Raw genomic sequence first — 20,783 nt, 5'->3', positions numbered from 1 at the left:
GTTGTTGATGTTTTGCAGGATGTGCTTATCTTGTATTCATGGTAGAAAATATATCCTGTCTGCCGACGGGCAGGGATACGAGATCAGCTGTCCGCTCATCGTGTGACTTTTACGATAGTCAACTGGGTAGATACCTGCCTGTCGGCAGACAGGTATTTATACGTGATGTTTACAAAGAAGTGATTCATAAAAGGAATGGAGTTTTTCAGTTGTGGCAACAACATAATCATTCCATAGAGATGTCCACCAATGAGATGATAGATCAGCGATTGGATTATATACATTACAACCCAGTAGAGGAAGGCTATATTTACGAGCCAGAGCATTATGTTTATAGCAGTGCCTGGGATTATGCAGGTGAAATCGGCGAACTAGCTATCAGCTATGTGTAATCGAGCGGACGCTACGACCAGAGGGGTTGCCATAAAGATGTGGTCGCATTCGGAAATGCGACCGAGCGGATTTTTATGATCAACAAGTCTGAAGACTTGATTTTATTGTTTAGTTCCAAGTGGCCCTTCGGGACACTTAAAACAGCGGTACCCAGACAAAATGTCTCCTTTTTTTAGCTCCCATGGTAGATGGATCACGAATTAGATATGAGGACATGATGGCTTGCTCTATATCATGCCGACTCTCTATGGAAAGTGCCGTTTACAAAGCCTGGAGAGGGTTTTTGTCGTCCGTTTTTAAACACGTGTGTTTGCTCGATCAAACACCTGTGTTCCGAGCTCCAAACACACGTGTTTAGACGGCCAAACACACGTGTTTGATTTGTCGATCACTTGTAGTCCTTTCATACCCTACTTTGTGGGACTCAATAGTGACCAATTGATGGGTATAGAGCTGTGCTTCTTGCTCGCGTATTGGATGTAGTACTGCCAGATTGTCTGTGCTATCACTCTGGTTGAAACCAAAGGAAACGATGGCCTGTTTAGCGCGTTTAAAGAGCTGTCACCATGACCGAAACCTGTGAGGTTTTGTTTCATTTCCCTCAATGACCTTGAGCTCCTGCCAGATGAGAGTGCACGCTAGACAATGTCTAAAGCCACAACCAACCACTATAACCCTCAATAAATCACCATCACTCAGTCTTACTTTCTCCTACCTTTTAGTATTTGCTCAGAACTGCGTAATATTAAGCATGCGAAAAATCATCTACCAGCTCGCCCTCATGACAATTGTGTTTCAGACGCAGGCACAGTCGATCACCAAGTCCCTGGATCAATACATGACTCAAGTCAGAGGTGGCTCCTACGATCCCATCCCCAGCAAAATATTGAAGACCAAAGAAGTTGCCACCTTGCTGACAGAGCTGAACCGATACCAGCAGGACACCGTACCTAAGATCAGAGCCAAAGCCTATGCGATAGCCAAGTCTGTTGGACAGCAGAGCAATCAGGCATCCATCCGGTCACAGGCTGTAAGTGTCTTGACCAAAGGATTGCAAGACAAGGACAGCGGAATCATCGATGCAGTGATGGAGGGCTTGTCTGGATTTGTAGTGCAGGATTTTGCAGCACAGGACAAAGAGACGATTGGGCAGTACATTGACTCGACGGCCATTCATCTGGACACAGCACTCAAGCTGGCCGGTTGGCTTCAGCTCAGCGCATACAAAAGTGCCATTGGCCAAATCATCCAATCCGACGCCTCATTTACCGACAAATGGGCGGCCAGGCTCGCACTATGCAGGATGGGAGATCAGCAGTCCACAGCGTACCTGTTAACCAAACTCAGTCGTGCACCTATGGATGATGATTTTGTCTATGATTTTGTGCCAGGTCTGGTATATACCCGCAATCCTGAGATTTTTAAATATTTGGAAGGGATCATACAAAGTGATAAAGCCAACTGCATGTCGGCAGATCCAGATTCCAACAAAAAGATCCTCTGTGGCTATCGGGTGATGGAGTATATCGCTCCTGTGATCATAGATTTTCCTCTGCCCGTAGACGAGTTTGGTGAGCTGATGGTAGCGGATTATGAACAATCGCTACAAGAGGTCAGAGCTTGGTTAGATCAGCATGATACTTACGAGATCCGAAAGGAAGGATTTTAAGCCTCTCGCACCTTGTCCATGAGCTCCTGACGGATGCCCCAGTCTTTGGCGAGGTTGAGCATGGCGGTGGCTTCCATTTCGGTGAGGTAGCCTTTTTTGTTGTTGTCTTCCCAGACGGAGAATAAGTACTGGAGCTTTTGATCCATGGGCAGCGTGCCGATGATTTTGTTGAGGAGTTCGCGTGATCGCTCAAAGGCGGATAAGAAATCCTCTGCGATGAATGCATTGGCCCATTCGAGTTCTTTGTGTGCTGATAGCTCATCGGCAGACTCGTTTAGAATTTTCTCTTCATCCTCATCCAATCCATGGTAGTGGAAGATGAGGGACTTCAGTAGCATAAAAGCTTTTTTCTCTTCTTGGTTCATGTGAGCTAAGTCAGGTGGTGCGCCAACATTTTATGAATGCGTTAAATTATAAAAAAACTCTCGTACTAGCCTTATCTAATCAAGGAATCAATTGCTCGGTGACCCAATCCCCGAGTAGTTTTCCCTTTTGGGTGAGCGTAAGCGAGTTGTCTTCTATGTAGACGAGTTGTTCGGCGAGTAGTTGTGAGAGTTCTGGTGCTTTGGTTCGTTGCAGGTCATAATCAAGCTGTCGATGCAGTTGTTCCAGATTGATGCCTTCTGATTTTCGTATTTGTGTCAGGACAAACTCTGTGATTTTATCCTTTTGACTCAGGGTCTCTATTTCACAGTCCAGTTCGCCGTTTTTTAGTGCTTTGATGTATTTCGTGTTGTGCGACACGTTGTACTGTCGACTGTCTCCATCGTAGGAGTGCGCTGCAGGCCCTATTCCGAGATAGTGCGTGCCAGACCAGTAGGAGGAATTGTGGTGAGATCGCCAGCCAGGTTTACTGAAATTGGAGATCTCGTACTGCTCGTATCCTGCAGCAGATAGTGTCTCCATGATCAGCATGAGATGCTGCCCCGCGAGATCGTCATCCATGGGGGTTAGTTTGTTTTGTTGATGCCACTTGCCAAACACCGTGTCTTCCTCTATCGTGAGGCCATAGATGGATATATGAGGAGTGTCTAGTGATAGGGCCATGTCCAGGTCTTTTTGGAGCATGGCACGTGTTTGGTCTGGGACACCAAAAATAAGGTCGATACTGATGTTTTCTATCCCGAGACCTTGTGCCTCACGTATCGATGTTATGGCCGCTGAGCTGTCATGCGAGCGGTTGAAATACTGCAATATCTCGTCATCAAAAGATTGCACACCAATACTGAGCCTGTTGACACCTAGTGCTTTGATTTGTGTCAATTTTTCGGTTGTCAGATCATCAGGGTTGGCCTCTAAGGTGAGTTCCGCATCGGGAGCAAGCTGATAGGTCTCCCGAACCATATCGATCAGGTCTGCGAGCTCGTGGCTGTCGAGCAGTGAGGGCGTGCCACCCCCGAAGTACAGTGTATGGATTACTGGGTCGGATAAGTAGGTTGTGCGTAGTTTCAGCTCTTTTTTCAATGCTTCTACCATTTGCTGTTTATTTTGCAGACTGGTAGAGAAGTGAAAATCACAGTAGTAGCAGGCTTGTTTGCAATAGGGAATATGGATATAAATTCCACTCACGAGATCAATGGGTTTAAAGTAGGATGCTAAAGTATAGACAAATCTATAATCTAATCGCTTTGGTGATGCTATTTGCGGCCTTGTCTCAGTGGGCGACTGCACAAAAGTATGAAGTAGTGTTACATGGCATCCCAGATCGCTTGGCAGATGCATCCTCGACCGTAGATTCTAGTGCGGTGATACAGTATACTCGACAGGTCACCCACAGACTGCAGAGAGAAGGCTATTGGCTATCGAGTATGGATAGCATCACATGGCGTGAGGGGCAGGTAGAAGCTTACTACTACCTGGGTAGTCGTTACGAGCGTGTCCTGTTCGAGCTTCGTTCGGATCAGGTCATCGAGCAGGAGAGGCGATTGTCTAGGGACAAGAACAGTGTGGCTCAGGTCAACAAACGCATCGAGGGGATTTTGTCACACTATGAAGACAATGGCTATCCCTTTGCCTCGGTAGTGATAGACTCATCCGTCGTTCATGACCAGGCGTTGTATCTCTGGCTGGAGATTGATCCGGGTATGCTGATTCGTTTTGATTCGCTGGAGGTCGTGCCAGCGGGCGTACTAAAAGAACGTTTTGTTAGCCGCTACCTCGGTCTCAACTATGGCCACTACTACAGCGAGTCGCGTGTGCTGGATATTGGAAATAAGCTCGAAAATATACCTGCGGTTAAACTCAAGGCAATGGAAAGTACTTTTTCGCTACAGCGATCTCAGATCAAATTAGAATTAGAGCGACAGAAGGTCAACTATTTTGATGGGATACTGGGGCTCGTGCCCTCAGCTAATGGGTCTAGTCGGGTGGATATTACAGGGGAGTTGAATTTGAGCCTCAAAAACCTGTTCCAGTCTGCCAAGCAGTTTGAACTGCACTGGGAAAGATATACTACCAATTCTCAGCGGTTGGAAATCCACTATTTGCACCCGGCTTTTTTGGGCATGCCCTTGGATTTGTTTCTCGGCTATGATCAACTCAAGCAAGACACTTTGTTCTCCAATCGGTCATTAAAAGCCGCGTTTGACTATTATCCATCTGGTCGTATGAAGCTGCGCACAAGCTATGAAAACGAACTTGGCAATGAACTGAATGATGATAGTGGTGAGAGCGGAAGTTTCAAAATTGATTATTATGGTCTGTCGGGGGAGTATTGGCGGTTAGATGACAGGGTTACTCCGAGGCAAGGAATCGCATTAGCTTTTGACACGCAAGTAGGGTACAAGGATATTAGGCTAGATACAGTCGCCGATGTGGAGACGACACAGTATCGCCTGAGTGCCAAGGTGCGTTACTACCAGCCCGTTCGGCGTAGATCTGTACTCCATGTCGCAGTATCTGGGGGATGGATGGAGAGTGATGTGCTGTACCTCAATGACTTGTTTCGACTCGGGGGCTTGCGGTCGATCCGCGGGTTTAATGAGAACGAATTTTATGCAGGCAGCTATGTTTATACTAATCTCGAATGGAGGTTTTACATAGAGAATAAGTCATATCTTTTGGCGTTCTATGATCAAGGATGGATGTCGTATGATATTGTTCGCGGCAGTTTCTCTGACAGGCCATCTGGAGTAGGACTGGGGATGCAGTTCGATGCAGCAGGCGGTTCATTTCTCATGCTTTATGGCTTAGGTAGGAGAGAAAACCAAGGCTTTTCGTTCGATTCCTCAAAAATCCATTTTGGATACAGTGCTTTATTTTGAAAAGGATGCTTTAATTCGCTTACTTTGACAGCCAATTCTGACTTATGATTGAATCACTTCTTATCTTCTTTTGGGCGATGCTCATTTCTATGTTTTCCATCCCCACGATTATCAGCGTGGCACACAGCAAGCGGATTTTGGATCAGCCTGATTTTCGCAAGCATCATGGGGTAGATACTCCACGTTTGGGTGGGTTAGGTATTTTCGCAGGATTTATGACAGGGGTAGCTATTTTTGGTCAAATGACCATGGGTGTGCAACAACTTCTGGCTGGGAGCCTTATTATTTTTTTCGTAGGCGTCAAAGATGATATTAACGGGGTGTCCGTGTTTAAAAAGTTCTTTGTGCAGGTGCTTGCTGCGGGTATTGTGTTGTTTTATGCAGATATTAGAATTTCTAGTTTTCAAGGGCTATTTGGGGTGTATGACCTGGATATAGGGCTTAGCTACGCTTTTACATTCCTCGTGATACTCTGTGTGACTAATGCCGTCAACTTGATCGATGGGATCAATGGCTTGGCAGGCACGATCGTTTTGATAATATGCTTCGCCTTTGGAATAGCATTTTATTTTTACAACCAGATGAGCTATGCTTTTGTGGCTTTTGCCTTAGCTGGAGGCATACTAGGTTTTTTGAGGTATAATTTTGGGAATGCTAAAGTCTTTATGGGAGACACGGGTGCATTGGTCAGCGGTTTTATTATTTCTATCATGGCAATTCATTTCATAGAAATGCGCCTAGTGCCTGCGGCTCCTGCTCTTACGATAGGTGTTTTGTTCATTCCGATCTTTGATACGATCCGTGTCTTTATCATTCGTGTGTACAATGGGGTGTCGCCTTTTATGCCAGATCGCAACCACATACATCATTATTTTGGCTACATGGGATTGTCTCATTCGCAGACCGTGATAACGCTTGCATTGATCAATATTGGTGTGATTGCACTGATTAGGCTCTATGCTGAACTTGGTAATACGATTTTACTTCTGTGCTTGGGAGTCTTTGCAGTTGTTTTTAGCGTAGGACTTGAGTTGCTCACCAAGAAAAAGAGAGCGCAACATGCGTAAATTGTTTTTACTGAGTATCATCTTAGGTCTGGGCTTGATGCCTAACCGACTCTCGGCGAGCGAGGGGTTCAGCGTTATCAAAGACCTTCGCTACTCGTGGAAAAACCATGAACCGAATCTAAAGATACTAGTGCCCTATCTCAGCACTTCTAGTGTTCCCGCAGTGACTTTTGACCTGAACCTAAACCAGTATATGGGAGCCGAATTGATGCTAATCGTACCGGCTAATCACTCCATTTATATTGAGACAGCCTTGATGACTGTGACGGAGCGGCGTGATACCTTACTTTGGTCGGTGGATAGTCTACGGTCATATTATGATCAACCTTCAATCAACCTCATACTTTATAGCAAGAGTTGGGATTCACAGGGGGTGAGTTCTTGGGTGGTGCAGACGGGGGATAATGTTTTGGTAGAGACGGGCAGCGAATTGAGCGAAATATACCGGTCCAAAGGGGAGAACGATCGAATGATCTTAGCTTCTCTGACTATCCTATCATTGATGGTCATTTTTAGAACCTATCTTTATCGATTATTTCATGAGTATTTTTTAGTATCTAAATCTATTCGTGTTAGACAAAACTTTGAGCTAATCGCGGCACAGTCGCCATTATCACTGATTACGATAGGCTTTATTTTTTTGTATGCGGCTTTTCTCGCAGGAGCAGTCTTAAACCTTGGATTGAAATTAGGTGAGACGTCTCATTGGGTGGCTTATTTTGGTTTTTTACCTTCTTCAGAAGTTCAGGCTTTACTTGTTTTTGCTATCGCCTTTGGACTAATGATACTCAAGGTGCCGTTGATAGGATTGATGGCGAGGGTATTTGGATTTCAAAAGGCGATTGAAGTTCATTTTTTTGCCTATTTCCGACTATCGCTTCTTATTTCCTTCTTTGCTTTTAGTGCGAGTATAGTAGTGTTTGTGTCTTCATTGGATTTTGTTGCAGACCTGTGGTTTGTGGTCAAGCTAGTCGTACTCATCTTCTTACTTATACGGCTGGTTTTGATGTATTTAATTCTAAATAATAATTTGGGGGTCAAAAAACTGCATTTAATTTCTTACCTTTGCAGCTCAGAAATTATACCCCTGATTATTATCGTTAAAACTCTTTTAAGATAAAAATTTGTTCATAAAAGGTCAATTGGAATGAGTGAAGAATTACTGACAGAAAACAAGGCAAGGCTAAAGAAAGTGTCTAGCATTTTAGTTTCACAGCCTAAACCGAGCGATGACAAATCGCCATATGCTCAACTTGCGGAAAAATATAAGTTGAAAATTGACTTTAGGCCTTTTATTCAAATAGATCCTGTAGATGTCAAGGAGTTTAGAAAACAAAAAATAGATATCCTTGCGCATACAGCAGTTATTTTTACGAGTCGAAATGCAGTAGATCATTTTTTCAGATTAGCGACTGAGAGTAAAGTTGAAATCCCTTCTGATATGAAGTATTTCTGTATCTCAGAGCAAACAGCTAATTATCTGCAGAAATACATCGTGATTAGAAAGCGAAAAATATTTACAGGCCTGAGAACCGCTGAGGATCTTATTGAAATTCTAAAGAAGCATAGTAAAGAGAAATATATCTTTCCTTGTTCTAATATCAGAAAAGAGGATATTCCAGACTTCCTGAAAGATAACAATTACGAATACTCTGAAGCAATCATCTACAAGACAGTTGCAAGTGATCTTTCTGATTTGGATGATGTGAAGTATGATATTATTGCCTTTTTTAGCCCATCTGGTATTAATTCACTGTTGGTGAACTTTCCGAATTTTGAGCAGAACGAGACGAGGATCGCAGCGTTTGGCCCCACGACTTCTAAGGCTGTGACTGATGCAGGAATGGTGTTGGATATTCAAGCGCCACTACCTAATGCCCCGTCTATGACTGGTGCGCTAGAGTTGTACATCAAAGCTGTGAATAAGGCTTAAGACATTCTATTTAGAATATGTTTACAATGGAGTAATTGTATGGGTTTTTCCTTATAATTACTCCATTGTTTTTTTAAACCTCTCCAATGCGAAAACTGATCTGGCTATTAGGATGTTTTTGGTTGAGCACAAGCATTGCTTTTGCTCAGCAAGACCCTGTGTTCAGCCACTTTATGCTAAACGCCTCCTATGTCAACCCTAGTTTGACAACCTATGATGGTCAAGCCAGTGTAACGCTGTTGAGTCGAAATCAATGGACTGGGTACGAGCCTACATTCGAATATGAAGGAGGCGCACCTGCGACACAATTTGTTAATTTTTCTACATTGCTACAACTTGGCAAGGCTCCCTTAGCTTTAGGAGGGACGTTTATCTATGATGAGTTTGGACCTAGAAAGGACACATACGTACAGCTGTCATTGGCTTACCATCTAGAGATGTCAAGAGGCCGGTTGAGTTTGGGTGTTAGACCTTCAGTGACCAACCGCGTGTTAGATTTTGCTCAATTAATTGCAGTAGATCCTAGTGAATTCATGGGTTTGGGGCAGGAATCACAAATGGCACCAGATTTATCCGCAGGAATGGCGTATTCTTCCAATGATTTGATGTTTGCGTTGGGAGTTGATCATTTGATTCCATCGGACTTTAATTACAGTTTTGATCCAGACGGCATCAGCGGGAACGAACAGGTTAGGGTGTATAGCCTGTTGGTTAGATATCAGTATTACTTTTCGCAGAAACTTAGATTGGAGCCCACTGTCATGGTTAAAACAAATCTGTCAGGAGTCACATATGACGTGAATATTCGTGCCATATATATGGAAAAAATGTGGGGAGGGGTTTCTTATAGGGATTCTGAAGCTTTAACGATTTTGCTTGGGTATTCTTTTTTGAAGGACAACTCACTTAGTGTAGGCTATGCCTTTGATTATGTGGTGAATGACAGTGAGTCCAAACAAGTTACTTCCCATGAGTTGTATTTGCGATACAATCTACCCGCACTGAATTCTCGTGAGAAAAAAATCGTTAGAACACCAAGGTTTAGGTTTTAATTGATTTTTTTTCAACGTAACATTGTGATCAAGTATGTAGGAGGTGTTTTTGTCTCCTTTGTGAAAATGCAATTTAAGAGCTAATAAGTGGTGTTTCTAATTTTTGAAACATTATATTTATGGTTTGAACTATGCAATATATTTTGTGTATACTTGTTAAGTTAAAGTGTGTATATAATATTTCGTGTTATGAATAAAATAGGTGTAAGAAAGATTGTATCATATCTGTTTATGCTGAGTGTGTTGATTGCAGGTCAAGGGTGTAGCTTGCTCAACGTGTTCGGAGGCGGAGGTGATAGTTATGATGATCGTGGAGAACTGATAGGTTCCATGGGTCGAGATGGCTTTGAAATGGTAAGGCCGTTTGGTATGGTGGCAGTTCCTCCTGGGACTTTCCACATGGGGCAAGCAGATCAAGATGTAGCTGCAACCCAAATCAATTTCAACAAGCAAGTGACAATTGGTCCATTTTATATGGATGACACAGAGATCACAAACAATGAGTACCGACAATTCGTGGAGGATATCGTAGAAGGATCTGAAGCTGAGCTGCCAGAAGGATTTGTTGTTGCCGATTTGGTTCCTGATTCTGCTGTATGGGTTAGAGATTTTACACACCACATGGGAGATCCATTGATGGTGTACTACTGGTCTCACCCAGCATTCGACAACTATCCTGTAGTAGGGGTAGATTGGGAAGCTGCGAAGTATTTCTGTGAATGGAGAACGGAGCATCTGAATACCTACAGATCGGATAGAGGGTTGTTCCCAATGCCAAACTTTAGATTGCCTTCAGAGGCTGAATGGGAGTATGCAGCCAGAGGCGGTAGAGATATGAACAAGTACCCTTGGGGTGGTCCATATATCAGAAATCAAAAAGGGTGTCTATTGGCGAATTTCAAGCCGGGTAGAGGTAACTATTTTGATGATGGTTTTGCGTACACTTCTCCAGTAGCAACATTCTTTGCGAATGATTACGGACTATACGAAATGTCAGGTAACGTTGCTGAATGGTGTGAGGATGCATTTAATCCTGCTTCTATGCCATTGGTATGGGATTTGAATCCTACATTCTTCGATGACGATGAACCAAAAAAGGTTATTCGTGGAGGATCATGGAAGGATATTGCCTACTACTTGGAAACAGGAACTAGAACTTACGAATACAAAGATTCAACAAGAGCTTCAATTGGGTTTAGATGTGCAATGACACACCTAGGAAGATCTAGTGGGTCAGAATTTTAATCTTAATCAAACAAGAATTTAATAACCTAAAATCTTTAAAGAAATGAGCGCAAAAAAAGGTGGACTAAAAGAGCTATTATTTACCACAATAATGCCAAAAGTATATGGTATCGGTGCTGCAGTTGTAATTGTAGGTGCGATGTTTAAGATTCTTCACTTGCCAGGTGCTGGTGAGATGCTTGGAATTGGATTGACTACTGAGGCAATTATATTTTTCTTAAGTGCATTTGAGCCAAAACACCATGAAGTAGATTGGTCTAAAGTCTATCCTGAATTAGCAGATGATTATGATGGTCCTAGAGCAAAGCCTAGAGCTGTTGCTCCAGTAGCAACAGGAACTTCTGCTCAGATGGATAAGATGTTAGCGGATGCTAATGTAGGTCCAGAGTTGATTAAGAGTTTAGGTGATGGCATGAAGAATATGGCTGATTCGGCTAAGAAAATGTCAAATCTTGGAGATGCTGCATTGGCTACCAATGAGTATGCCAACAATGTAAAGTCTGCTTCTAAGTCTCTTGTTGATATGAATAAGTCTTATGCAGCTACAGCTGTGGCAGTTACTGCAATGGCAGATGCTTCAAAAGATGCCTCGGCATTCCATGCGCAAGTACAAAATGTAACTAAGAACTTGGGAGCACTTAACGCTGTGTATGAGATGGAGTTGAAAGATGCTAACAGTCACGTGAAGGCGATGAATAAGTTCTACTCGAATGTAACTTCAGCTATGGAAGGTATGGCTGAGGCAGCGAAGGATACTGAAAACTTCAGAACAGGAATGACTAAGTTGAACACAAATATCACGTCATTGAATGGCATCTATGGAAACATGCTGTCTGCCATGAGAGGTGGTGGGAATCCTGCAAAATAAATCGATCATTTAACCTAATATTTAAAAATTATGGCTGGAGGAAAACAATCCCCAAGAGACAAGATGATCGGCATGATGTACCTAGTACTGACTGCCTTGCTTGCTTTGCAGGTTAGTAATAGTGTACTAGAGAAATTCATTTTTATAAATCAAGCTTTCGAAACCACTAACAAAGAAAATGTTAGCGAAAACGTAAAGAAGGTAGAGTCTATTCAAAAAGCAGTAGGTGATGCTGGGAATAGAGAGAAGGACTTAGCGGTACTCGATAAGGCCAAAAAGGTGAGAGAGGCGACTAAAACGATCATTGAGGAGTTAGATGTTTATAAAGAAGAGCTGATCCAAAGAACTGGTGGTGTCGATGAAAATGGAAACTATTTGGGTCAAAAGGATATTGATGCTCCTTCCGCAATGTTTGTTAACGAGAAAAAAGGTGATGAGCTGAAGGATAATTTGAATGAGTATTCTTCTTTCCTTAGAGAAGTGACAGGAGATGATGCAATCAAAAACATAGCAAAGGACGCTAATGAAATCAGTGTTTTTAAAGATGATCCGAATCAAAATAAAAAGGGTTTTGCTGAATTGAACTTTGGTCACAGTACTCCAATGGTTGGTGCTTTGGCTTCATTGAGTCAATTGCAGTCGGATGTTATCGTTGAAGAGACTAAGGCACTAGCTACTTTAGCTCGTGAAGTGGGCGCTGAAGATTTGAAATTTGATCAAATTGTACCTATGGTTAGACCAGAGTCAAGAGTTGTAGCTGCAGGTTCAGAATATGTTGCAGATATGTTTATCGCTGCATCTTCGTCCGCTGTTAACCCTGCTATGACTTATGACGGGAATGAAGTAGAGGTTATAGATGGTATGGGTAAAGTGAAGTTTACAGCTAGAGCTTCGAGCTATGATAAAAATGGTATGTCTTTGCAGAGCTTTATCGGGGCAATCAAGGTCAAATTGCCAGGTGGTCGGGACACGACATTCACAGATACGATAGAATATATTGTTTCTAAGCCTGTTATTCAAATTCAATCTGCTTCGGTGCAAGCGCTTTATTTGAACTGTGGTAATGAATTGACTGTAAATGTCCCAGCATTAGGTACGGCTTACAATCCAACATTCGGAACCAAAGGAGGTCAAAGTATCAAAGGGGCTAATCGCGGTGATGTAACGATAGTTCCAAAATCTGCGAATGTTACTTTGAGTGTATCTAGTGGAGGCAACCTTATTGGTACAGAATCTTTTAAAGTAAAGAGAATTCCTAAGCCAGAGATTACAGTGTATAGTGGTGGAAGAGAAGTGGATTTGAAGCGTGGTACGAAAGGAGCTCCAAGGTCTATCAAGATTCAAGCTGTTCCTGATGAAAGTTTTGCGCAATTCCTTCCAAAAGATGCTAAGTTTAGAGTTGCTGAATCAGAGATTACTTTGGTAAGATCAGGTAGAGCGGTTCAGAGCTTGAGACCAAAAGGTCCAGATGTAAACTTATCTTCACTGGCTAGTCAGGCTAGACCGGGTGATGCATTAGTAATAGAAGTAAAGAAAGTACAAAGAAGAAATTTCAAGGGTGAAGTTGAGGATTTTCCTAATTTTGGCCCTAGAATTCTAACGGTGAGAATAAATTAAACAATTAGGTTATGAAGAAAATTTGTTATGTGTTAAGCCTGGTTGTCTTCATAGTGACTTCTAATGTTGAGTTTGTATGTGCTCAAGAGAATGGAAGTACAGGATACAATCCGGATGCAATCCGACCAGTACATGAGTCTTACAAAATGTATAAGAAAACAGTTTGGAGACGAATGGACTTAGAGGAGAAGCAGAATGCGCCTTTTTTCTCTAGAAATGGAGAGTTGTCGACGATTATCATTGAGGCAGTTAAGGCTGGTCTTCTGTTCCCTTACACCAATGATTCAGTAAATACTAGAATGTCTAAGGAGACTTTTCTAGAGAATTTGAAACTTGAGGAAGAAGGTGGAGGATTGACGGAAGAAGAAATAGCTATGGGTTTTGGTGCTGATAGTGATGATGATTTCTTTGGAGGAGGGTTCGAAGAGCAGAGCGAAGAGGAAGAGGAGATTGTTGATGCAAATGAGTTTGCACCACGGGACTTTTCAATTGCTGAGCTGAAAGAGGAGATGTATTTTGATAGAATGCGTTCTAGAATGTATTTTGATATTTTGTCTATTACAATTTTCCTTCCTGCGGATAAGAATCCAGCCATGTTTGAAAAGCCATTGGCGTCTTTTAAGTATAAAGATTTGACGGCTCTGTTTAGAAGCATGCCAGACGAAGCAATTTGGTACAATGTGCAGAATACTGCTGAGCATAAGAATATGGCGGATGCATTTGATTTGAGATTGTTTAGCTCGAACTTGACTAAGTTCTCTAACCCTGCAGATGATAGAATAGTGGACATCTATAGCAAAACACGTAGAGCTGGAATTCTTGCTTCACAACAGATCGAATACGATCTAGTCGATTTTGAAAATGAATTGTGGGAGTTTTAATACCCACATAGTTCAAACAATATTTAAAGCTTCTATTTATCAAATAGAAGCTTTTTTTATGTCCGATGAGGAGTTAGGTAAACTTGACAAGTTTTTGTCTATTGTGATTTTTTTAGTTTCGTATGCTCTAAAATGAGTTTGGCTTTGGCGGTTCCTATAAGCGTATTTAGATCTGCTTCACTTGCCTCAGCTATTTTCTTAAAAGACTTATATTCCTGTAGTAATAGTGTTCTGGTTTTTTCTCCTATGCCTTTGATCTGATCGAGCTCAGAGATCACTTGACCTTTGCTCCGGAGGTCTCTGTGAAAGGTGATTGCAAACCTGTGTGCTTCATCCCTTAATTGTTGTATTAGCTTTAGAGAGATAGATTTTTTGCTAATATGTATAGGTATGCTGTCTTCAGGATAGTAGATCTCTTCTAATCTTTTGGCAATTCCAATGATTGGAATTTGTCCGTAAAGGTTTAAGTCTTTGAGAGCGTCACATGCCGCGCTAAGTTGGCCTTTACCCCCATCAACTATAATGAGTTGCGGGTAGGGTAGGTCTTCTTCTTTGAGTCGTTTGTATCGCCTGAAAATAATTTCATTCATAGAACCAAAATCATCAGGGCCAATAATGGTCTTAATCTTGAAATGTCTATAATCTTTTTTTGAAGGTTTGCCATTTTTGAAGCAGACCATGGAAGCAACGGGGTTGGTGCCCTGAATGTTTGAGTTATCGAAACATTCAATATGAATAGGTAATTGTGTTAGCTTTAGGTCGAGTTGTAATTGCTTAACTAGTCGTTGATCTTTGTCTTTGGAGTCTTCGGATTTACTGATAGAGTCTTTTTTCTTATATAGCGCATTTTTTAGTGATAGTTCGATTAGGGACTTTTTGTCTCCTATTTTAGGCACAACTACTTCTATTGCTTCTTGCCAAGGTTCAAACGAGATATTACTAAGCACCAGTGATGCATTACTAGTGAATTGCTTTCTCATCTGCGTACAGATGAGCTGAATGATCTCTTCTTCCGTTTCGTCAAGTTTCCTTTTGACTTCAACTGTGTGGGATATGTTAATCATGCCTTGATCTACTCGCATATAGTTGACGAAAGCCTTGTTTTCTAATGAGGTGATAGTGACCACATCGATATTGCGAATGCTCGTGTTGACAATGATTGTTTTGCTCTGAAATTTGTCTAGTAGGTCTATTTTGTTTTTGAAAAGTTGAGCCTCTTCGAATTGTAAAGATTGTGCAGCTTCATTCATCTGGGATGAGTAAACATCTTTTACGATTTTGAGATTGCCTTTGAGGATGTGTTTGACTTCATTGATCTCTGCCATGTAAGAAGATTCGGATTGGTGTCCTTCACATGGACCGAGACAATTCCCGATGTGGTATTCTAGACAAACCTTGAATTTTCCTGCCTTGATATTGGCATCAGATAGGGTATAGTTACAAGTTCGTATTTTATAGAGTTTGTGTATGAGGTCGAGTACATTGTTGAGAGCTTTTACGTTGGTATAAGGACCATAGTATTCTCCTTGGCCTTGATCATGTCTTCGCGTTGAAAAAACCCTTGGAAATCGGTCGTTGGATATACAAACGAAAGGAAAGCTCTTGTCATCTTTTAGTAAGATATTGAATCGAGGTTGATTCTCCTTGATTAGGTTATTTTCTAATAATAGGGCATCAAATTCTGAGTCTACTACTACTACCTCTATTCTTCTGATTTCACGTACTAGCTTTTGAGTTTTCATGCTAACTCCTGCCTGCTTGTTGAAGTAGCTTGAGACTCTTTTTTTGATGTTTTTGGCTTTGCCTACATAAATTAGTTCATCGTGCTTGTTGAAATATTTGTAAACACCGGGCTCATTTGGGAGGTTCTTTACATGCTCTTTTATGGGTTGTTCTGTTTCACTCAAGGTATACTTCCTGCTTAGAATTCCATGTTTTCTAGATCGTCTTCAATGCTGTCAATACTCACACCGAGGGAGTCAGTTTCTGTATTCACACCGTTGTAAAGGTCACAATCTAGCTCTACATTTAGTGGCTGAGAAGGCTTTCTAAAGTAGCCTTTTTCTACACCTGTGAGTGGGTCTGCGTAAACTTTGAGCATGAATTTTTCCCAGATAGGTCTTGCGGTTCTAGCACCCTGTCCCATAGCCCAGTTACGGAAATGAACATTTGGATCATCCCCACCTACCCAGGCACCGCCCACTAGGTTGTGCGTGACCCCCATAAACCAGCCATCTGAAGCATTTTGGGTCGTCCCTGTTTTGGCTCCAATATCGTTATTATTCTTGAGTGACCAAGCTAGTCCTCGTCCTGTGCCCCCTTCTTCTTCTACTGCTCCTTTGAGCATGTGTAGCATAAGGTAGGCTGTTTTCTCACTAATGGCTTCTCTTCTTTTGGGGATGAAATCTTCTAGTACTACACCATTTTTGTCCTCGATGCGCGTAATGTAATAAGGCTCTGTCCATGTGCCTTGGTTGACAAAGGTAGAATAAGCACCTACTAGCTCGTAGAGAGAAACATCTCCTCCTGCTCCTAGGCAAAGTGACGGGACGGCTGCCAATGGACTTTCGATACCACAGGCATGCGCCATATCTACGGCTGCTCTAGGACTGATTTTTTGCATAATGTTTGCCGTGATGGAGTTTACAGAGCTGGCCATGGCTTTTCGGATTGTCATTTTTTCACCTGAGTATTTCCCATCGGCATTTTGAGGTGTCCAAGTTGGGTTTCCTGGGTCATCGAGTACCCATGTAACAGGTGCATCGACTACAGGATAGCAGGGAGGATAACCCAAATCAATAGCCGCAGCGTATACGAAAGGCTTAAAAGTAGAACCTGGCTGTCGCTTGCCTTGTTTGACATGGTCATACTTGAAATATTTGTGATCGATCCCGCCAACCCATGCTTTAATATGACCAGTCTGAGGTTCCATTGCCATGAAGCCTGCCTGCAAGAATTGCTTGTAATATTTTAGCGAATCGATGAGGCTAAAGGTCGTATCAATATCTCCGTCGTATGAGAAGACGGTCATTTTTTTCGGTAGATTCAGATAGTAGTCTAACGAGTCAGAGTCAGTACCGTATTTCTTCGCTAAGCTTCTGTAGTTCGGTGTACGCTTGATTGTATTGTCGATGAAGTCTAGTATTTCATTGCCATCTTTGTCTATCCATGGGGCGTGCCCTTGGAGGTGATGGTTGAATATATATTGTAGCGTATCCATTTGTTCGTCCATGGCTTCTTTGGCATACTGTTGCATGTGTTTATCTATGGTCGTATAGATCCGTAATCCGTCAGCGAATAGATCATAGCCATTTTCGTCACACCATGCCATGAGTTTGTTTCGGATGACAAATTTGAAGTAAGCAGGGCCTTCATCTTGGTCAGCGACGTTGAACTGTAGACCAAAATCTGAGACAACTAGGCTGTCATATGATAGCTTGTCTATTTTTCCATACTTATGCAGATTGTAAAGAACTTCGGTTCTTTTGGCGCGTGCATTCTCAGGATTCCTAATTGGATTGTACCGAGTGGGAGCGTTGATGAGACTGACCAAAATAGCGGCTTCCTTATAGGTAATCTCTGAGGGTAGCTTGTTGAAAAAGGTCTCGGAGGCTACTTTAATCCCAAAGGCGTTAGATCCATATGTGATCGTGTTAAGGTACATCGCTAGAATTTCCTCTTTGGTATAGGAGGATTCGAGTTGTATGGCAATGATCCATTCTTTGATTTTGGTGATTACTTGACCGACTTTGGTGTTGGAGTAGAGTGAGCCTTGGTTGTCTGTAGAAGTGCCGTATAGGTTTTCGGCTAGTTGCATCGTGAGTGTACTACCACCGCCTTTGAACTGGAGCGTGAGCAGACCAGATGCTGCACGAAGTAGTCCTCTGAGATCTATCCCAGCGTGTTTGGTAAACCGAATGTCCTCAGTGACGAGCAAGGTGGTAATCAACTCTTGTGATAGCTCGTTGTAGCTAACTGCTGTACGATTGTGCCTATAGTAGCTCCCTATTTTCTCTTCTCCATCAGAATAATACAGAATAGAGGAAAGGTCTTCTTCGGGTTTTTCGAGACTTTGTAAACTAGGTAAGCCGCCAAACCAACCGTTCCAGTCGTTTTTGATCGAAGAAATGACCGTGCATCCACCGACAAAAGCCGACAAAACAATGGCCCACACCACATAAATCAGAATTTTGTAGATATTCATTGTACAGGGTAATTTTTGCTATAAAATGTGAGGTAACTGTCTAACTCCTTGGTCTGATAGAAGATATTGAAATTCTCTTTTGTGATCACGAAATTATAGAATTTGCCGCTCTTATTTATTTTTTCGCTAGGCTTTTGGTCAGTAATGATGCGGTTGAAATCTACAGCCGACTTTTTATCTGGAAATTCGGAGAGTAGTATCATGGAGTGTTTACTATCCAGTATGAGGTTCCCGATTTTCACGTTGATGTTATGGTCTTGGGTGATTTGCTTGAAATAATCTGGGAGGGTATTGGACAACTCCTCATCCGTCTCATAGACGAAGACAAAGAAGTGGGGTTCATCGAATTTCCGTATAAACTTTGCTTTTGAGCTGTTTACCAAATTGATATGAAACTGTTCGGAGGCCATAACTAGTGAATCTACGTAAGGGGCTAGCTCGCTTTCGGGGTATTCTTTCAAGAAGTTGTTGAGTTCGTACTCGTATGTATAGACAGACTCGCTTTTACCATGAATGATGATTTTGAGTAGGTTGGCATTGTCTATGAAGTCATTGTCGTCATATTTTTTTAGACCGTCGTTTAGCAAATCGAGTGCTAAGGTGAGACTGTCCTGTTGGTAGTAGGCGTAGGCTTCTGCGTATATTTTTTGCAGTTTCTCGCCTTCTATTTGCGAGTCGGCTCTATAGTTCGGGTTAATGATAAGTTTAGCATAGATACTTTCTGGCGCTTTGTTGAGCAGTTCGTTTTTGTAGAAATTGGACTTGGGTTCATTCCCCATTTCTTGTAAAATCAGGTAAAGTAGATACCATACTTCATGCGTATACTCTGATTCTGGAAATCGTCTTAAGAGGTCTTCGAAGGTGTCTACAGAGTTCTGGTGTTCTTCTAGGTCAAAATTATAGATGTTGCCAAGGTTGTACATGGCTACCTCGATCTCTGCGAGAAGTTTGGCTTGTTCAGCCTCTGTCTTTGGTACAGTAGCGATCAATGCATTTTTGTCGATTTTGAATGCTGACTCTCCGTCTTCGTTTTGGTCTTTCCCTTTACTGTCAGGTTCATTTTTAGCAGTGGGACTTCCTTCTTCAGTTAGGTTTTCTTCATCTAAGATGGCTGGCTTAATGGACCTGCGCCAGTTGTCTTCTAGTACCCTGTCTCCCCAGATGCTTTTGAACTGCATTTTTCCACGTGAGACGGCACTTGGGTTGTAGAAGTACCAAAGGCTGCCGTCATAGTTGTCACTCCCAAAAGTATGTGTGCCAGATGCTCCGAAGGGGTTGTTGTTTTGTTGAGCGATAAGGGCTTCTTGTCTCTTTTGGCGTTTTTCTTCTTCTGCTTGTCGTTGTTTTTCTGCTTCTTCCTCTTTGACTATATAGTCGTCCAAAAACTGACTTAGTGCTTCATCTGACATGCTGGCGAGGTGCAGTAGGCTGTCATTGATAGCAATGACATTGAGTTGGGTCACGAAATTATCCAATACCAACTGTCGTGTTTTTATGGCTTCATATTCTAGCTCATCATTAGGCAGTACGCTCATGGTACTGTCGTAGTATAGTTTAGCCATTTCATACTGAGCAAGGCTGTCGTAGTAGATTTTGCCTAGCTCCCAGTAGGAGTGGGCTTTTTGTCGGTTATTGTTAATACTAGACCGTATAGAAGCGTTGTAGTGTTCCATACCCAACGCTAAGTTGCCATGTTTCACTTCGAACTTCGCCATTTCGTAGTAGATTTTGTCTTTGTACTCGACATTCTTCCTGTCCTTTAGCAACTTTCTGAAATATTTCCGAACCTTTTTGAGGTCATTCGATTTAGCGAGGTTGCTCACTTGCGCCATGTTTAGTTTAGTATAGAAGGCTAGCTCATAGGGTGGATTTTCTTTCAGTGTGGATTTATAGTAGGAGTATGCCTCAGACTCGAAACCTAGTGATTGGTAGACTTGACCTATGATGAAGTTAATACGAGCTTTTTCTTTGCGGCTGGACATGAGAGTCACCGCCTGGGTGAGGTTTTGGACCATGTTGTCTAGGTCATCTCTCTTCTGATAGTAATAACCACGGGTCAGGTAGAGATCTTTGAGATTTTTTCTGTTCAGATTTTCACGTTTGAGATAGTCAGATACTGCGATGGCATTGTTGAGTTCGTCGTTCTCGATAAAAGTACGCATCAGAGCGACCAACGCTTCATGCTTTTCATTGTCCCCTTTGCCTTTTGTATTTACGTACTTGAAGGTCTCGATAGCATTGACATAGTCTACACTATAGAATCGTGCTTTCCCAACTAATATGTAGGAATTGTCTTCCCAGTTAGAGCCTTTGTGTAGCTGGATAGCGAGTGAGGCTTTGGTGATGCAATGTTCTATCTGCTCGTTGTAGGACTGCGCTAATATGGTGTCAAACTGAGGGAAAACAGGAAGGATGAGGTTGTAGTTCCATTCGTAGCTGTCTTCTATGATGGTTTCGATCTCTTTGATGTCCTCGTTGGCAATAAAGTAAGCATTGTAGTGCGAGGTGGTGTTGTGGTAGGAATTGCTAAATACGTTGGTCTTCTCTGGAGCACAAAAATAGAGCCCTTGAGTAACAATTAGAATCAATAA

The 20,783-nt window shown here is 42.3% G+C and carries 16 protein-coding genes; 11 read left to right on the top strand and 5 right to left on the bottom strand.

Annotated elements, in window-relative coordinates; all coding sequences use genetic code 11:
• Positions 1 to 38: 38 nt before the first annotated feature.
• Both BGP76_RS17190 and BGP76_RS17185 read left to right on the top strand, forming a co-directional pair.
• Positions 39 to 392 (top strand): hypothetical protein, encoded by a 354-nt coding sequence (locus tag BGP76_RS17190; protein ID WP_119845602.1) that lies wholly within the window; start codon positions 39 to 41, stop codon positions 390 to 392.
• A gap of 752 nt (positions 393 to 1,144) precedes the next feature.
• Entirely contained in the window at positions 1,145 to 2,062 is a 918-nt protein-coding gene (locus tag BGP76_RS17185; RefSeq protein WP_119845601.1) for a hypothetical protein, read from the top strand.
• Here BGP76_RS17185 and BGP76_RS17180 read toward each other — a convergent pair.
• Both BGP76_RS17180 and hemW read right to left on the bottom strand, forming a co-directional pair.
• Positions 2,059 to 2,427, bottom strand: coding sequence for a hypothetical protein (locus tag BGP76_RS17180; protein WP_073125606.1), 369 nt, complete (start codon positions 2,425 to 2,427; stop codon positions 2,059 to 2,061). The genes BGP76_RS17185 and BGP76_RS17180 overlap by 4 nt on opposite strands.
• Positions 2,428 to 2,506: 79 nt before the next feature.
• Positions 2,507 to 3,631, bottom strand: coding sequence for a radical SAM family heme chaperone HemW (gene hemW / locus BGP76_RS17175; protein ID WP_255416155.1), 1,125 nt, complete (start codon positions 3,629 to 3,631; stop codon positions 2,507 to 2,509).
• A gap of 23 nt (positions 3,632 to 3,654) precedes the next feature.
• On the opposite strand from hemW, the gene BGP76_RS17170 reads away from it, so the two are divergent.
• From BGP76_RS17170 to gldN, 9 genes are all read left to right on the top strand, one after another.
• Positions 3,655 to 5,325 (top strand): BamA/TamA family outer membrane protein, encoded by a 1,671-nt coding sequence (locus BGP76_RS17170; RefSeq protein WP_119845600.1) that lies wholly within the window; start codon positions 3,655 to 3,657, stop codon positions 5,323 to 5,325.
• A 44-nt stretch (positions 5,326 to 5,369) separates the two neighbouring features.
• Complete coding sequence (locus BGP76_RS17165) at positions 5,370 to 6,392, top strand: glycosyltransferase family 4 protein (protein WP_073125613.1); 1,023 nt, start codon at positions 5,370 to 5,372, stop codon at positions 6,390 to 6,392.
• Positions 6,385 to 7,512 (top strand): DUF4271 domain-containing protein, encoded by a 1,128-nt coding sequence (locus tag BGP76_RS17160; protein WP_119845599.1) that lies wholly within the window; start codon positions 6,385 to 6,387, stop codon positions 7,510 to 7,512. The genes BGP76_RS17165 and BGP76_RS17160 overlap by 8 nt, the downstream gene beginning before the upstream one ends.
• A gap of 27 nt (positions 7,513 to 7,539) precedes the next feature.
• Positions 7,540 to 8,325, top strand: a complete 786-nt coding sequence (locus tag BGP76_RS17155; RefSeq protein ID WP_073125618.1) for a uroporphyrinogen-III synthase — start codon at positions 7,540 to 7,542, stop codon at positions 8,323 to 8,325.
• 86 nt (positions 8,326 to 8,411) lie between these two features.
• Entirely contained in the window at positions 8,412 to 9,377 is a 966-nt protein-coding gene (locus BGP76_RS17150) for a PorP/SprF family type IX secretion system membrane protein (protein ID WP_119845598.1), read from the top strand.
• A 189-nt stretch (positions 9,378 to 9,566) separates the two neighbouring features.
• A complete protein-coding gene (locus tag BGP76_RS17145; RefSeq protein WP_073125623.1) occupies positions 9,567 to 10,622 on the top strand; it encodes an SUMF1/EgtB/PvdO family nonheme iron enzyme in 1,056 nt (351 codons plus the stop codon).
• A 43-nt stretch (positions 10,623 to 10,665) separates the two neighbouring features.
• Positions 10,666 to 11,490, top strand: coding sequence for a gliding motility protein GldL (gene gldL, locus BGP76_RS17140; RefSeq protein WP_073125625.1), 825 nt, complete (start codon positions 10,666 to 10,668; stop codon positions 11,488 to 11,490).
• Between the two features lie 30 nt (positions 11,491 to 11,520).
• Positions 11,521 to 13,107 (top strand): gliding motility protein GldM, encoded by a 1,587-nt coding sequence (gldM, locus tag BGP76_RS17135; protein ID WP_073125627.1) that lies wholly within the window; start codon positions 11,521 to 11,523, stop codon positions 13,105 to 13,107.
• A gap of 11 nt (positions 13,108 to 13,118) precedes the next feature.
• Positions 13,119 to 13,988: a gliding motility protein GldN gene (gene gldN, locus BGP76_RS17130; protein WP_073125630.1), complete on the top strand. Its 870-nt coding sequence runs from the start codon at positions 13,119 to 13,121 to the stop codon at positions 13,986 to 13,988.
• A 98-nt stretch (positions 13,989 to 14,086) separates the two neighbouring features.
• Here gldN and uvrC read toward each other — a convergent pair whose 3' ends face one another.
• Genes uvrC through BGP76_RS17115 form a run of 3 tightly spaced genes read right to left on the bottom strand, consistent with a single transcriptional unit; the run spans position 14,087 to position 20,780 of the window.
• Entirely contained in the window at positions 14,087 to 15,895 is a 1,809-nt protein-coding gene (uvrC, locus tag BGP76_RS17125; protein ID WP_119845597.1) for an excinuclease ABC subunit UvrC, read from the bottom strand.
• A gap of 14 nt (positions 15,896 to 15,909) precedes the next feature.
• On the bottom strand, positions 15,910 to 18,192 hold the full coding sequence (locus BGP76_RS17120) for a transglycosylase domain-containing protein (RefSeq protein ID WP_119845596.1): 2,283 nt from the start codon (positions 18,190 to 18,192) through the stop codon (positions 15,910 to 15,912).
• Positions 18,189 to 20,780: a methyltransferase gene (locus BGP76_RS17115; protein ID WP_147407504.1), complete on the bottom strand. Its 2,592-nt coding sequence runs from the start codon at positions 20,778 to 20,780 to the stop codon at positions 18,189 to 18,191. Before BGP76_RS17115 ends, BGP76_RS17120 begins: the two co-directional genes overlap by 4 nt.
• Positions 20,781 to 20,783: the final 3 nt, after the last annotated feature.

It is taken from the genome of Reichenbachiella sp. MSK19-1 (genome assembly GCF_003590315.1).
Taxonomy (GTDB): domain Bacteria; phylum Bacteroidota; class Bacteroidia; order Cytophagales; family Cyclobacteriaceae; genus Reichenbachiella; species Reichenbachiella agariperforans.
The sequence above is the reverse complement of the archived record's forward strand: the minus strand, read 5'-3'. Positions and strand labels throughout refer to the sequence as shown.

Bases quoted from the DNA above. Each gene is read 5' to 3' on its own strand.
- BGP76_RS17180 (WP_073125606.1), bottom strand. From the start codon at position 2,427: ATGAACCAAGAAGAGAAAAAAGCTTTTATGCTACTGAAGTCCCTCATC.
- gldM (WP_073125627.1), top strand. From the start codon at position 11,521: ATGGCTGGAGGAAAACAATCCCCAAGAGACAAGATGATCGGCATGATG.
- BGP76_RS17150 (WP_119845598.1), top strand. From the start codon at position 8,412: ATGCGAAAACTGATCTGGCTATTAGGATGTTTTTGGTTGAGCACAAGC.
- BGP76_RS17145 (WP_073125623.1), top strand. From the start codon at position 9,567: ATGAATAAAATAGGTGTAAGAAAGATTGTATCATATCTGTTTATGCTG.
- BGP76_RS17185 (WP_119845601.1), top strand. From the start codon at position 1,145: ATGCGAAAAATCATCTACCAGCTCGCCCTCATGACAATTGTGTTTCAG.
- BGP76_RS17190 (WP_119845602.1), top strand. From the start codon at position 39: ATGGTAGAAAATATATCCTGTCTGCCGACGGGCAGGGATACGAGATCA.
- gldN (WP_073125630.1), top strand. From the start codon at position 13,119: ATGAAGAAAATTTGTTATGTGTTAAGCCTGGTTGTCTTCATAGTGACT.
- BGP76_RS17120 (WP_119845596.1), bottom strand. From the start codon at position 18,192: ATGAATATCTACAAAATTCTGATTTATGTGGTGTGGGCCATTGTTTTG.
- BGP76_RS17160 (WP_119845599.1), top strand. From the start codon at position 6,385: ATGCGTAAATTGTTTTTACTGAGTATCATCTTAGGTCTGGGCTTGATG.
- BGP76_RS17170 (WP_119845600.1), top strand. From the start codon at position 3,655: ATGCTAAAGTATAGACAAATCTATAATCTAATCGCTTTGGTGATGCTA.
- gldL (WP_073125625.1), top strand. From the start codon at position 10,666: ATGAGCGCAAAAAAAGGTGGACTAAAAGAGCTATTATTTACCACAATA.
- BGP76_RS17165 (WP_073125613.1), top strand. From the start codon at position 5,370: ATGATTGAATCACTTCTTATCTTCTTTTGGGCGATGCTCATTTCTATG.
- BGP76_RS17155 (WP_073125618.1), top strand. From the start codon at position 7,540: ATGAGTGAAGAATTACTGACAGAAAACAAGGCAAGGCTAAAGAAAGTG.